The organism is Trichothermofontia sp., assembly GCF_053493415.1.
On the sequence record NZ_JBRCAD010000076.1, the window covers coordinates 18305 to 30021 of the forward strand.

The following is an 11717-nucleotide window of genomic DNA, read 5'->3' on the forward strand; positions in this document are numbered from 1 at the left end:
ATTTCTTCAGATTTGGTTTCGTGTCACGCCACTCCCCCGGCAGTGGCTGGCTATCAGCCTTCAGGAGAATCCGCGCCTGATTAATCGTGAGAGACGCAAGCCAGCATCACCCTAGCCCTTCTCACCAGATAGAGCAGACCGATCGCTTGCCTTGAGCCTTTCAGCTTAACGCCGGAGAAGTTCTACAAACGGATCTGCAGCTAAACTCCAATGTAGTCTTGCAAAGCCTTCACCTGTAATGGTTGGGATTGCAAAGACCGGATCGCCGCTGCCGTCGCCTTAGCACCTGCGATCGTCGTAATCATTGGGATTTTATAGGCCAACGCCGATCGCCGAATTTCGCGATCGTCCTCCTGGGCCGTGGCCCCTGTGGGCGTATTGATAATCAGGTGAATCGTGTGGTTCTTGATCGCGTCGATAATATTGGGCCGTCCCTCATGCAACTTCAGCATTAGCTCGACTGGCATTCCTTGCTCCTTCAAAACCCGCCGGGTGCCCTCCGTGGCCACAATTTTGAAGCCGAGATTAATGAATTCCTTGGCAACCGGGACGATCGCGGCCTTATCGCGATCGTTCATGGAAATAAACACCGTTCCAGACAGGGGCAAACGTTGACTTGCGGCTAATTCTGCCTTGGCAAATGCCTTCCCAAAATCCGCATCAATACCCATGACTTCCCCCGTCGATCGCATTTCGGGTCCCAGAATGACATCACTCCCAGGGAAGCGATCGAAGGGTAAGACCGCCTCTTTGACGGCGACATGGCGGGGAATAACTTCCTCTGTAAAACCCAATTCTTCCAGGGTTCGACCTGCCATAATCCGCGAGGCCAATTTCGCCAAGGGGATACCGATCGCCTTCGAGACAAAGGGCACCGTCCGCGAGGCACGGGGGTTGGCTTCCAGGATATACACCTGGGGGGTCAGCGAACCCAGCCCCACCACAGCAAATTGGATGTTCATCAATCCCACTACATTCAGGGCCTTAGCCAACTGCACCGTCCATTCGCGAATGGTATTTAACACATTGGGGGTGAGCAACACCGAGGGAATCGAGCAAGCCGAATCACCGGAGTGAATCCCCGCCTGTTCAATGTGTTCCATAATGCCGCCAATCACCACCCGTCCGGTTTGGTCCGCGATCGCATCTACATCAACTTCCGTCGCATTTTCCAGGAACTTGTCAATCAAAATCGGGTGATCCGGCTCCACCTGCACCGCAAACGTCATGTAGCGCTCCAGTTCCGCATCCGAGTAGACGATTTCCATTGCCCGACCGCCCAACACATAGCTGGGCCGCACCACCACCGGGTAGCCGATCCGCTGGGCTACGTTCAGCGCGCCCTCAAAACTGCGGGCAAGGCCATTGGGGGGTTGCTGGATGTTCAACTGCCGCAGGATTTGCTCGAATCGCTCCCGGTCTTCGGCAATGTCGATCGAATCCGGCGACGTGCCCCAAATCTTCGTGGGATAGTCCGGTCCCTTGGCCTCCAACGCTGCCTGGAGCGGCACCGCCAACTTCAAGGGTGTCTGACCACCAAACTGGATAATTACCCCCTCCGGTTGCTCGACTTCAATGATATTCAGTACATCCTCGCGGGTGAGGGGTTCAAAATAAAGGCGATCGCTGGTGTCGTAGTCGGTGGAAACCGTTTCCGGGTTGGAGTTGACCATGATCGTCTCGAAACCATCGGCCCGTAGGGCAAAGGAAGCATGGCAGCAACAGTAGTCGAACTCAATCCCCTGGCCAATCCGGTTGGGACCCCCGCCCAAAATCATCACCTTGCGCTTGGTGGAGGGCAACACCTCCGACTCGACGACGGGCCGGGGATGGGTCTCGGTGACCTCCGGGCTAATTTGGTAACTGCCCGCTTCGTAGGTGGAATAGTAGTAGGGCGTGAGGGCCTCGAACTCTGCCGCACAGGTATCGACGGTTTTGTAGACGGGGACAATGCCCATCTGCTGCCGGTAGCGGCGCACTTCGTCCTCGCTGGTTTTCGTGGCGAAGGCAATCTGGCAATCGCTGAACCCTTGGCGTTTCGCGTGGAACAATTGCTGCCGGGTGAGGGCTGCCAACATCGTGCGTTTGAGTTGCTTTTCCGTCACCAGCAAATCGGCCAATTTATCCAGGAACCAGGGATCAATCCCCGTGAGTTCGTAGATTTCTTCCACCGTCATCCCCAGCAGCAACGCATGGCGTACCGTAAAGATCCGTTCCGGGTTCGGTGTCCGCAGGCCCGCCCGCACCTGTTCCAGGCTGGGCAGAGTTTCCGCCCGATCGCAGCCCCATCCGGCTCGCCCCGTTTCCAGCGATCGCAGGGCCTTTTGGAAGGATTCCTGGAACGTGCGCCCGATCGCCATTGCCTCACCCACGGATTTCATTTGCGTGGTCAGGTAGGGCTGGGTGTGGGGGAATTTCTCGAAGGTGAAGCGGGGGATTTTGGTCACCACATAGTCGATCGTGGGTTCAAAGGAGGCCGGGGTTTTCTTGGTGATGTCGTTGGGAATTTCGTCGAGGGTATAGCCCACGGCTAACTTGGCGGCAAATTTGGCGATCGGGAACCCGGTGGCCTTTGAGGCTAGGGCCGAACTGCGGGAGACGCGGGGGTTCATTTCGATGACGATCATGTCGCCATTTTCCGGGTTCACGGCAAACTGGATATTCGATCCCCCGGTTTCCACCCCAATCTCGCGAATAATCCGGATCGAGGCATCGCGCAACACCTGGTATTCCTTATCCGTCAGGGTTTGGGCCGGAGCCACCGTGATCGAGTCGCCGGTATGAATCCCCATCGGGTCCAGGTTTTCGATCGAGCAGATAATCACCACGTTATCCGCCAGATCGCGCATCACCTCTAGTTCGTATTCCTTCCAGCCCAGCAGCGATTGTTCGATCAAAATTTGGGATACGGGACTCGCGTCTAACCCCGATTGGGCAATGGCTTCAAATTCTTCCTGGTTGTAGGCAATGCCGCCGCCCGTGCCCCCCATCGTAAAGGCGGGACGGATAATTAAGGGATAGCTACCAATCTGTTGGGCCACCACCCGTGACTCTGCCATTGTGGAAGCCGTGCCCGACGGACAGACCGCTACGCCAATCCGGGCCATTGCATCCTTAAATAACTGCCGATCCTCCGCCATCTGGATCGCCGGGAGTTTCGCCCCAATGAGTTCCACCCCATAGCGATCGAGCACCCCGTTCTCGGCCAAATCCACCGCCAGGTTCAGGGCCGTTTGTCCCCCCATCGTCGGCAGGAGGGCATCGGGCCGCTCCTTCTCGATAATTTTCTCCACCAATTCCCACCGCAATGGCTCAATATAGGTGCGATCGGCCATTTCCGGATCGGTCATGATTGTCGCCGGGTTGGAGTTCACCAGAATGACCTCGTAGCCCTCTTCCCGCAGGGCTTTACAGGCTTGGGTACCGGAGTAGTCAAACTCACACGCTTGACCGATGACGATCGGGCCAGAACCCAGGAGCATGATTTTACGCAGATCGGTACGACGGGGCATAGGTTCGCTCCACAAACAAGGCGGTTTAAGTCCCAATTATTGTACGGGCATTCTCCGCGCTGCTAGTACGATCACAACAGTTTCCTAGGGTTTGTTGACCTAGGGGATGTCAGTAGCGGGGTGGCTAGCCTTGGGAATAGTCTTGGCAATAAGTTCCCTTCGGGTGCTACTGGTCGTGAACGGCAATAACCTCCGTTTCTGGATCAAGAATGGGGAGGTTGATCTGGAGGCGATAGTACCCCCTTGGCGCGACCCATTTGCAGGCTAGCGGCACGATCGGCTGATTGCCCTAGCCAGGGTTGATCCCCAGTAACATCGCGATGACATTGCCTAGACGCTACGCAACTCAATCTTTTCATGCGGCGGCCCTTCACGTTGCTCCCCAGCCCCCAATCATCTCCCGATGGGTTTTGTGCCCCTAAACTGTGCTGAGGGTGACCAGTTCCTCATCCATTTCAAAATTGGCCGTCAAACTCTGGACATCATCAAGGGCATCAAGGGCATCCATGAGCCGAAGGAGCGATCGCGCTTGGCCGGCATCGGTAACTTCGACCGTATTGTTGGGGAACCAACGAGCTTCAGCACTATCAATCCGGTAGCCCTGGGCCGTTAATGCCTGACTCAGGTCGTTGAGGTTAGCCACGGTGGTATAGACTTCGGCACCGGGAATATCGCCGTCTTCCCCAAGGGTCACTAATTCATAGGTATCGGCATCAATTTCTACACAGACTTCCAAAAGCCGATCCTCGTCGATCGCCTGACCGTCAGGGCGGCAGATAGTCACCACCCCTTTTTGGGTAAACATCCAGCCAACACAGCCTGTTTCCCCCAGGTTGCCGCCATATTTGTTAAACGCAGCGCGAATATCCCCAGCGGTACGGTTGCGATTGTCCGTCATCGCCTCAATCAGGATCGCAACGCCGCTGGGACCATAGCCCTCATAGCGAATGTCCTCTAGGGCACTGCCGTCGCTCCACGTCCCCGCTCCCTTGGCGATCGCCCGTTCGATATTGTCATTGGGAACCCCGGCAGCCTTGGCCTTGTCGATCGCCGCCCGCAGTTGGAAGTTACCAGCGGGATCAGGAACTCCAGTCCGAGCGGCGACAATAATTGCCCGGGAAAGGCGGGTGAAGGCACTACCCCGTTTGGCATCGACCCGCGCCTTTTGACGCTTAATATTCGCCCACTTACTATGTCCTGCCATATTGCTTGAGTTGTTCGATCGCGTGACGCAGCATAGCTGTTAACCTATCCTAGCGGGTTGGCCCGCAAAGCGGGATGGCTGTTTCGTGGCGGTGGCGGACTGCCCCCAAAGCCCCTGCTCCGAACAGATGGACTGGCTAAATGAGTGATTTACTGATTCTGCCGATATCCGGAGTAGCCGCAACGGCCACCTTACCCAATCCTCGGCTGAGGGTGTCCCCTCCCGATCGTGAATTGGCCTCATGGTTGACCATCGTTGTTGCTATTTAATAGCTCTATACCATAGGAGTTATCAATCGCGCACAACCACTGGCCATCCGCAGACTTTTTATAGACGTAAATAGCGTCCCTTTCACTGGGAAATGCTGAATCTCGCTTGCCAGGAGATTCAACATAGGTCTTCGACAAAACCAGGGCAATATCCCCTGCCTCAATAATGACCATATCACCTTGCGACACGTGCAGGCTGTCCTTGAAGTAGTCAGAGATTTTCTGATGGGCCGCTTTAATCGCTTCCCGACCTTGTGCCAACGTCCCAGGCTTAACAACTAAGACCGCTTCTTCTGTATAGCAAGCAGCTACTGTCTCAAAATCGCGTTCGTTGATCGCTTGGTCGGCTTTGGCTATTTCCTGTTTTAAGGGATGCTCATCCATCGTAATTAACCTCCTGGGGGCTTGATCGACTGGTCAGCCAGTTTCAGTCGATCACAAATTGAACAGGGGACAGCCGTCTCGGCGGTCTCGATGGCAGGCCGGCTACCTACCGCACCACTGTTTTTCGTTCGCGTAGTGCTCCCCAGGAAAATCGACTGCGTCTATCTTAATTTCGTTGCTTTATGCCATTGTACGATCGCCTCCGGACTTACAATAAAGGGACCGAGCGGGCTAACAACCGGCCCAACCCTTATCCTCTGACCCAACGATGACAGATCTCGATAGCCTTGATACTCCGATCACGACCCTGACAGCGGAGCAATATCGCCAGAAAATGCAGCGGCGCAAGCAGGTTCAGGCTGAACGCCTTGCCGAATGTACCCAAACCAAGGGGCTGATCATTGTACATACCGGGAATGGCAAAGGTAAAACGACGGCAGCGCTGGGGATGATCTTGCGATCGCTCGGGCACGGGTTTCGGGTGGCGGTCGTGCAGTTTATCAAGGGGGCCTGGGAACCCGCCGAAAAAGCGGCCTTTGCCCCCTGGACACGGGGCGAAGCCGGAGCCGCCCCCCAACTAGAATTCCATGCGATGGGGGAAGGGTTTACCTGGGAAACCCAGGATCGCGATCGCGATCGGGCAATGGCCCAACAGGCCTGGGAGAAAGCCCTGAGCTTCTTGCAAAATCCGGATTTCCGCACAATCCTCCTGGATGAGGTCAATGTTGCCCTCAAGCATGGCTACCTATCAACAGAGCAAGTCCTAGCTGGGCTGGCTAGCAAACCCCCCAATACCCACGTCATTCTTACCGGACGGGGCGCACCACCTGCCCTGATTGCGCAGGCCGATTTAGTCACGGAAATGACCCTCATCAAACATCCCCTACGGGAGCAAAAAATCAAGGCCCAGGCAGGGATCGAATTCTAAAAAAGCACGGTCAGGATGGCCTCTTGCCTAAGGCGTTAAGCGCTGGGGTTAACGGGTTGGCCCAAAGCCAATTCAGCTTGGAGAAAATCAATAAACTGACGCGCCGTGCGGCCCGATCGCCCATTATGACGGGTTGCCCATTGCAAGGCCCGATCGGTCAACTCGGCTGGGGACAACGGGATGCCCCCTTGCTGAGCTAAATGCTGCACAATTTGCAGATAGGTATCCTGATCGGCAGGCGGAAAGGTTAGTGTTAAACCAAAGCGATCGCTAAAGGATAACTTTTCCTGCACCGTATCCCAGGCATGGACCTCATCGGCCTCACGCGGCGGGGGACGATCCCCCAGAAACTCGCGGATTAAATGACGGCGGTTGGAGGTGGCATAGACCACAACATTGGGGGGCCGAGCGGTCAAGGTTCCCTCCAGCACAACCTTGAGCGATTTATAGGTGGATTCCGCTTCCTCAAAGGATAGATCGTCCACAAACAGGATAAATTTCTGGGGCAAACCCGCCAGTTGGGCCACGATCGTCCGTAAATCCTGAAGATCGGATTTATCCACCTCGATCAGGCGTAACCCCCGTTGCCGGAACGGTTGCGATGAGCCGGGACCCTGAGCTTGGAGGAGAGCCTTCACCAACGACGACTTCCCCGAACCTCGGCTACCATAGAGCAACACATTCAGTGCCCGATACCCCCGGACCAGAAACTCTGTATTTTGCAGCAGGGCGCGTTGCTGCCAGTCATATCCCACCAGATCCGTCATCGCCACCCCATCGGGCTGGGCAATGCCCACCAGTTGTCCTCCCTGCCAACGTAGCGCCGAAAAACTAGCCAAGACGCCGGTTCCCTGTTGTCGGTAATGGTCGATCAATGGGTCAATCAAATCCGGCCAAGCAGAAGCAAGGGTCAAGGCCGTTGCTAACGCACCAACGTCCGCCAACCGATCGCCCGCCGGTAACTGCCATACGCTCGGGGGGGTAGCCATCCCCGCATGAACCTGCACCCACTGACTGAGGTGGCCCACCTCCACCTGGGCGATCGCCTGGAGGTGGGCCAAATCCTGCCGTGCCGCAGTGACTAGGGCAGCGGGCAACTCGCCCCGCCTCTGGGCCTGCTGGCTGAAGGGATTATCATCCCGTAAAATCCCCGTGATCAGAACCTCGGGCCAGGTTTGACCCGTCGCCGCTAGGGCATGAAACCAGCGCCCATAGGCAATCAGGCCAGCGCGATCGGCAGGGGGCATCTCCGTTCCCAATCCAGCCCCCACAGCCCCCTTCGCCAGAAGGGTGGCCAACAGAGTCCGAAAGGCTTGCCCGACGGGACCTTGCAGGACACCTTGATACAGCAAGAGGGAATCGGCCTGGATCTGGAGAGTTTGGAGGGTGGCGAGAGCCTGGGGAGGTAATGCTGCCATCGGCAAACCAATCGGCATTAACGGAACATACTGCTCACCGAGCTATCCTCATGAATCCGCCAGATCGTCTCGCCAATGAGATTAGCCACACTCAGGATAGTGAGTTGGGGAAAGCGCTTGTCAGCCGGGATTGGAATCGTATTGGTCACAATCACCTCTTCAAACAAGCCACCCGCCAGTCGCTCAACCGCAGGCCCCGAAAACACCGCATGGGTGGCACAGGCATAGACCTGACGAGCACCCTCCTGGCGCAGCAAACGGGCACCTTCCGAAATCGTCCCCGCCGTATCAATCATGTCATCCACCAGGACAGCCGTTTTTCCCCGCACATCCCCGATCACATTCATCACTTCGGCAACATTGTGGGCCTGCCGCCGTTTATCAATAATGGCCAGGGGGGCATCATCTAGCCGCTTGGCAAAGGCACGGGCACGGGCAACCCCCCCCACATCCGGCGAAACTACCACCAAATCCGACAATTGTTTACTGGCCAGGTAGTCAACAACCACGGGGGAGCCATACACGTGATCCACCGGCAGATCAAAATAGCCTTGAATCTGGGCTGAGTGAAGATCCATCGCCACAACACGGCTGGCCCCGGCCTGGGTGAGGAGGTTCGCCACCAGCTTGGCAGTAATCGATTCACGTCCGGCGGTTTTGCGATCGGCCCGTGCATAGCCATAGTAGGGAATCACCGCCGTAATTTGGCGGGCGGAGGCTCGACGGCAGGCATCAATCATGATCAACAACTCCATCAGATGGGTGTTGACGGGATGACAGGTCGGCTGAATCAGGTGGACATCACAGCCCCGCACTGACTCCTGAATCTGAATGTAGAGTTCCCCATCGGCAAACTCCTTACGGATCATCGGCCCTAGATCAATCCCCAGGTAGCGGGCCACTTCCCGTGCTAGGGGCAGATTGGCTGAACCTGCCAGCAACCGCAAACGATTCTGATCCGTGGCAGCGGGGGCTAAGGGGGCTAGAGCCTGGTACGTCATGGGAATAGAGCGAATCACGGCAGATCCTCAACTCAGATTCAGGTAAAAAGGCATTCACCGCAATCTTAGCACCCAAGAAATCGGCTTCTAGGCGGGTTTTTACGGAAATATTAAGGAAAGACTATGTTGATCTTAAAAAATTGTCTATCTCAATACAGCAGTAAGCACCCGGATGAGGGGGGCGATTTTCTCGATCAGCTCGATAAGGATCAGCTCGATAAGATTTATTTATTATCCCAGGTAGATTTCGGCCATCGGGTGTTATAGTGAAGGGCTAACTCGCGCCCGATCGGCCCCTAGCCCTGCCCAAGTCACGATTTGCCTAGGTTGGACCCGGCAACGTCTTGTCAGATTGGCTTACTATGGGGAGATTAACCTTTGTATTAACAGTCAATTACTAGTGCTTATGGACCCCGCCCTGACCCACTTTGGTGAACAAATGTCCCACCTAACTGGGGTGCGGGCAATCATGAAGGATATTATTGAAACTTTGCAGGCGGGGCATGGGCACGAATTTATTAACCTCAGTGCCGGTAATCCGGTGATTTTGCCGGAGGTGGAGCAACTCTGGCGGGATTGTACGGCGGACTTGCTGGCCAGCCCTGAGTATGGGGAAGTGGTCTGTCGCTATGGTTCTAGTCAGGGCTATCAACCCCTAATTGATGCGATCGTCCAAGACTTCAACCAGCGTTATGGCCTGACCCTCACCCCCCGTAATGTCCTGATTACGCCTGGCTCCCAATCCCTTTACTTTTTTGCGGCCAATTCCTTTGGCGGCTATACCGAGACGGGCGAACTCAAGCACATTGTGCTGCCCCACTGCCCTGACTATACCGGCTATGGGGGGGTCAGTCTGATCCCCGAAGCCCTGATCGCCCACCGACCGATGATCGACCTCATCGGCGACCATCGTTTCAAGTATCGCCCCGACTTTAACCATTTGGAAATTGGCCCGGAAACGGGTATGGTCCTGTTCTCACGCCCCTGCAACCCGACGGGAAACGTCATGACCCAAGCGGAGGTCCAACGGATTGCTAACCTGGCAGCTCCCTATAATATCCCGGTTTTTATTGATTCCGCCTACGGTCCGCCGTTCCCAGCCTTGAACTTTACAGAAATGACGCCCTTATTTGGGGACAATATTGTCCACTGCCTAAGCCTGTCGAAGGCGGGGTTGCCAGGAGAGCGGATCGGGGTGGCGATTGGGCATGAGGACATCATTCAGGTGTTGGAAGGCTTCCAGACCAATAGTTGTATCCACTCCTCTCGCTATGGACAGGCGATCGCCGCACGGGCGATCGCGTCGGGTGCCCTGGCAGACATCGCCCTCAAGGTGATTCGGCCCCACTATCAGCAAAAGTTTGCCGTCCTGGAAGCCACCTTAGATGAGGCCATGCCTCGCCATTTGCCTTGGTTCCTGCATACGGGGGAGGGGGCGATTTTTGCCTGGTTATGGTTGGAAGATTTACCGATTACCGATTGGCAGTTCTACCAGGAATTGAAGCAGTTGGGGGTCATCGTGGTGCCCGGTAGTCCCTTTTTCCCCGGCCTCCAGGAACCCTGGTCCCACACCCACCAATGCCTGCGCATCAGCCTGACGGCCTCCGAAGCGGATCTCGTGATGGGGATGCGGCGGCTAGCCAAGGTGACGGAGCAAACCTATCAACAAGCCTCAGCGATCGCGGGTTAGCTAACCTCTGGGTGCGTGATGACTGAATCCGTGACGGCGGCCTATGTGCATATTCCCTTTTGCCGCAGGCGGTGCTATTACTGCGACTTTGCCATTTCCGTGTTGGGCGATCGCCGCCGGGGGGAAGCGTCGGGGGCCATTCGCCACTATTTAATGGTCCTGGAGCAAGAAATTCGTTTGACGCCCAGCCGTGGCCCAGCCTTAACCACGGTATTTTTGGGCGGAGGGACGCCCTCCCTGCTGGCGGTTACCCAGGTTGAGCGCCTGCTGACGGCCCTCGATCGCCAGTTTGGCATTGCGGCGACGGCGGAAATCTCAATGGAGATCGATCCCGGTACCTTTGATCTGGCCCAACTTCAGGGCTATCGAGCGTTGGGGGTGAATCGGTTCAGCTTGGGCATACAAGCTTTTCAGGATGAATTATTAGCGGCCTGTGGGCGCACCCATCGCATGGTCGATATCGTCCAGGCGATTACAGATCTGGAACGGGCTGGGGTTGAGAACTTTAGCCTGGATCTCATTTCTGGTTTACCGGGTCAAACCCTAACCGATTGGCAAACCTCGCTCCAGCGGGCGATCGCCTGTGGCCCCACCCATCTGTCTACCTATGACCTCACGATCGAGCCGGGTACGGTCTTTGGCCATCGCTACCAGGCAGGCGAAGCACCCCTCCCCACGGATACTCTCACTGCCGAGATGTATCGTCTGGCCCAACACACCCTCACTGCTGCGGGTTATGAGCATTACGAAATTTCCAACTATGCCCGACCGGGCTATCAATGTCGCCACAACCGCGTCTATTGGGAGAATCGCCCCTTCTATGGGTTTGGCATGGGGGCAGCGAGTTACCTGGGGGGCGAACGCATCACCCGGCCCCGCACCCGGCTAGCCTATGCCGAGTGGGTCAATCAGCTAATGACAGGTACCGAGTCGCCTGCGGACTTGGCCCATCCTGAGGTCCCCGCTGGTGCGACCCACGATCGGCTCCTAGACACCTTAATGTTGGGGTTACGGTTGCGCGAGGGCTTACCCATTGCCGCCCTACAGGAACAGTTTGGCCCCACCGTCGTGAACACCATTCTCCAAAGCTTGCAAGCATTCCGGGCTAAGGGGTGGGTCGAGATTACCCCCACCGCCCACCAACCGCAAGCGATCCGCCTCACCGACCCCGAAGGTTTTCTCTTTTCCAATGTCATCTTGGCAACCTTATTTCACCAGTTAACCTGATGGCCAGTAGCCAATCTGAAGTTTGGGCTGGACAGGGCCTGAGCAGGTGTTTGAAAAGTCCAGAAACAAGTTGTAGTGGCGACT

General features: G+C 56.2%; 9 protein-coding genes. 4 read left to right on the plus strand and 5 right to left on the minus strand.

The window, feature by feature from the left end; translation table 11 throughout:
- Positions 1–200 precede the first annotated feature (200 nt).
- From carB to ACWIUF_RS06410, 3 genes are all read right to left on the minus strand, one after another.
- Entirely contained in the window at positions 201–3512 is a 3312-nt protein-coding gene (carB, locus tag ACWIUF_RS06400; RefSeq protein ID WP_448571458.1) for a carbamoyl-phosphate synthase large subunit, read from the minus strand.
- Between the two features lie 418 nt (positions 3513–3930).
- Entirely contained in the window at positions 3931–4716 is a 786-nt protein-coding gene (locus ACWIUF_RS06405) for a YebC/PmpR family DNA-binding transcriptional regulator (RefSeq protein WP_448571459.1), read from the minus strand.
- A gap of 239 nt (positions 4717–4955) precedes the next feature.
- Complete coding sequence (locus tag ACWIUF_RS06410; protein ID WP_448571460.1) at positions 4956–5369, minus strand: YybH family protein; 414 nt, start codon at positions 5367–5369, stop codon at positions 4956–4958.
- A gap of 268 nt (positions 5370–5637) precedes the next feature.
- Here ACWIUF_RS06410 and cobO point away from each other — a divergent pair, with 268 nt between their 5' ends.
- The gene (gene cobO / locus ACWIUF_RS06415; protein ID WP_448571461.1) at positions 5638–6297 is read left to right on the plus strand and encodes a cob(I)yrinic acid a,c-diamide adenosyltransferase; all 660 of its coding nucleotides are present in this window, start codon (positions 5638–5640) and stop codon (positions 6295–6297) included.
- A 35-nt stretch (positions 6298–6332) separates the two neighbouring features.
- Here the strand turns inward: cobO and ACWIUF_RS06420 are convergent, their stop codons facing one another.
- Positions 6333–7733, minus strand: a complete 1401-nt coding sequence (locus ACWIUF_RS06420; RefSeq protein ID WP_448571462.1) for an ATP-binding protein — start codon at positions 7731–7733, stop codon at positions 6333–6335.
- A complete protein-coding gene (locus ACWIUF_RS06425; protein ID WP_448571463.1) occupies positions 7733–8734 on the minus strand; it encodes a ribose-phosphate pyrophosphokinase in 1002 nt (333 codons plus the stop codon). The genes ACWIUF_RS06420 and ACWIUF_RS06425 overlap by 1 nt, the downstream gene beginning before the upstream one ends.
- Before the next feature lie 105 nt (positions 8735–8839).
- On the opposite strand from ACWIUF_RS06425, the gene ACWIUF_RS06430 reads away from it, so the two are divergent.
- The 3 genes from ACWIUF_RS06430 (at position 8840) to hemW (ending at position 11633) form a co-directional block, all read left to right on the plus strand.
- A complete protein-coding gene (locus ACWIUF_RS06430; protein WP_448571464.1) occupies positions 8840–8983 on the plus strand; it encodes a hypothetical protein in 144 nt (47 codons plus the stop codon).
- Positions 8984–9122: 139 nt separating this feature from the next.
- Positions 9123–10406, plus strand: coding sequence for a valine--pyruvate transaminase (locus tag ACWIUF_RS06435; RefSeq protein ID WP_448571465.1), 1284 nt, complete (start codon positions 9123–9125; stop codon positions 10404–10406).
- A gap of 18 nt (positions 10407–10424) precedes the next feature.
- The gene (gene hemW / locus ACWIUF_RS06440) at positions 10425–11633 is read left to right on the plus strand and encodes a radical SAM family heme chaperone HemW (RefSeq protein WP_448571466.1); all 1209 of its coding nucleotides are present in this window, start codon (positions 10425–10427) and stop codon (positions 11631–11633) included.
- Positions 11634–11717 lie beyond the last annotated feature (84 nt).

Excerpts from the sequence above, each read along its gene's own strand:
- carB (WP_448571458.1), bottom strand. The coding sequence starts at position 3,512 with ATGCCCCGTCGTACCGATCTGCGTAAAATCATGCTCCTGGGTTCTGGC.
- ACWIUF_RS06405 (WP_448571459.1), bottom strand. The coding sequence starts at position 4,716 with ATGGCAGGACATAGTAAGTGGGCGAATATTAAGCGTCAAAAGGCGCGG.
- ACWIUF_RS06410 (WP_448571460.1), bottom strand. The coding sequence starts at position 5,369 with ATGGATGAGCATCCCTTAAAACAGGAAATAGCCAAAGCCGACCAAGCG.
- cobO (WP_448571461.1), top strand. The coding sequence starts at position 5,638 with ATGACAGATCTCGATAGCCTTGATACTCCGATCACGACCCTGACAGCG.
- ACWIUF_RS06420 (WP_448571462.1), bottom strand. The coding sequence starts at position 7,733 with ATGCCGATTGGTTTGCCGATGGCAGCATTACCTCCCCAGGCTCTCGCC.
- ACWIUF_RS06430 (WP_448571464.1), top strand. The coding sequence starts at position 8,840 with ATGTTGATCTTAAAAAATTGTCTATCTCAATACAGCAGTAAGCACCCG.
- ACWIUF_RS06435 (WP_448571465.1), top strand. The coding sequence starts at position 9,123 with ATGGACCCCGCCCTGACCCACTTTGGTGAACAAATGTCCCACCTAACT.
- hemW (WP_448571466.1), top strand. The coding sequence starts at position 10,425 with ATGACTGAATCCGTGACGGCGGCCTATGTGCATATTCCCTTTTGCCGC.